4 protein-coding genes are annotated in these 1,629 nt (G+C 31.1%); all 4 read right to left on the reverse strand.

The window, feature by feature from the left end:
- Nucleotides 1-43 precede the first annotated feature (43 nt).
- From CLPU_RS16215 to CLPU_RS16230, 4 genes are read right to left on the reverse strand one after another with little or no spacing between them, the layout of a single operon-like run.
- Nucleotides 44-454, reverse strand: coding sequence for a single-stranded DNA-binding protein (locus CLPU_RS16215; RefSeq protein ID WP_050379115.1), 411 nt, complete (start codon nt 452-454; stop codon nt 44-46).
- A gap of 15 nt (nt 455-469) precedes the next feature.
- Nucleotides 470-709: a hypothetical protein gene (locus CLPU_RS16220; RefSeq protein WP_050379117.1), complete on the reverse strand. Its 240-nt coding sequence runs from the start codon at nt 707-709 to the stop codon at nt 470-472.
- Between the two features lie 44 nt (nt 710-753).
- Nucleotides 754-1,095 (reverse strand): DUF1599 domain-containing protein, encoded by a 342-nt coding sequence (locus CLPU_RS16225; protein ID WP_050379119.1) that lies wholly within the window; start codon nt 1,093-1,095, stop codon nt 754-756.
- Nucleotides 1,096-1,106: 11 nt separating this feature from the next.
- Complete coding sequence (locus CLPU_RS16230) at nt 1,107-1,433, reverse strand: hypothetical protein (RefSeq protein ID WP_050379121.1); 327 nt, start codon at nt 1,431-1,433, stop codon at nt 1,107-1,109.
- Nucleotides 1,434-1,629 lie beyond the last annotated feature (196 nt).

Here is a 1,629-nt window from a genome sequence, read left to right on the forward strand (position 1 = left end):
ACATCTTAAATTTTTAAATCTTATCATATTTATCTTCTCCTTTCTAGAATGGAATATCATCATCATCTACTGGATGAAAACCATTTGTATTAAAATCATTATTTTTCTCTTTATCTCCCCAATCAAGAAACTTAACTCTGTCCGCCACAACTTCTGTAATATATCTCTTTGACCCATCTGTAGCCTCATAGCTTCTTGACTGTATTCTTCCTTGTATAGCTACTAATCTTCCTTTTCCTAAGTAATTAGCACAATGCTCTCCTTGCTTTCCCCATACTACTATGTTTATAAAATCAGCAGTAGGTTGTCCCTTACTTTCCATTTCTTGCTTTTTCTCTCTAGACAATTCTTTGTCAATTGCTATAGAAAAAGTTGATACTGCTGTACCTCCATTAGGCAAATATCTAAGTTCTGGATCACGTGTTAATCTACCTATTAAAGTTACATTATTCATTTCTATCCCTCCCTTTTATATCAATTCCACTTTAGCGATAAACTCTACTAAATCGCATAAATAATTTTCCTGATTATCCGAAGTAAATATTATTTCACCTTTGTCATTTAGTTTTATATATCCTTCATAAACCCTATTATTCCAAAACGTTATTCTTATTTTAGTTGAATCCTTCAATTTCTTTATTGTATCTTCTAGTTTTAGTGAATGTATTTCTATATTATTTAGTAGACATTCTTTACAATCATTACACATTTTCAATAACCTCCATCACACCTTTTAAAACTTTCACAAATTCTCTATTTATTCTCCATTTGCATTTCCACCAGCTCCATAATGCAATAATTAGCAATATCTTTTAATGTGTCCTCTCTACTCTCATCAACCTTTGTTGTCATGTTCTTATCTATAGTCTTTAAACGCTCTATTTTCTCCATTAGATGTATCAAAACCACATTAGGGTATTCTTCTCTAACTTTAGTAAAGCTGTCCCCATAATCAGCATTCTTTGCCCTGTACATATGATTCAAACTTTTACATATTCCCTCATGTAATCTTATTTTGTCGTTGTCTACATAAGTATAGTTATTATCTACATACACGTTATCAGCTTCCTCTGAGTCTTCTACAAACTCGATCATATTATCCCTCCTTAAAACGCTTTATTATGTTTATATGGCCTGTTCTTGTTCTTCTGCATTTTCCTTATCCTCATTGTGGTCCCTAAGTAATTTTGTAAACGCTCTATACATCTATTTATTTGTTCCTTTTGATAATCAATTATTTCTTGTGCATCTTCAAAATCTATTGTTTCTTCATGTGCTAGAGAAGAAGCAACCTCTATATGATTAGCGTTCTCTAAGATAGCTTTAGCAAAATCTGTTATATACCTAACTTCCGTTTTATTTGGAGATAACTTGTTGTCTATTTCTCTGTTTCTTTCAGATATTTCATCTATAGCTTCAATCCAACCTTTCATTGCAATTGCCCCTTTCCCATCTAATCATTTTCTAGCTCTAACTCGTATTTATCTATAAACATTTTTCGGACTTTTATATACTCAATCCAATCGTTATTTGTTGCTGGCCTTATATTTTCTAAGTCGTTAACTTGTATATAGCTAATAAACTCACAATTTTCACTAAGCATATATTTTAAGAAAGACTTATAATCAT

It is taken from the genome of Gottschalkia purinilytica (assembly GCF_001190785.1).
Classification (GTDB): domain Bacteria; phylum Bacillota; class Clostridia; order Tissierellales; family Gottschalkiaceae; genus Gottschalkia_A; species Gottschalkia_A purinilytica.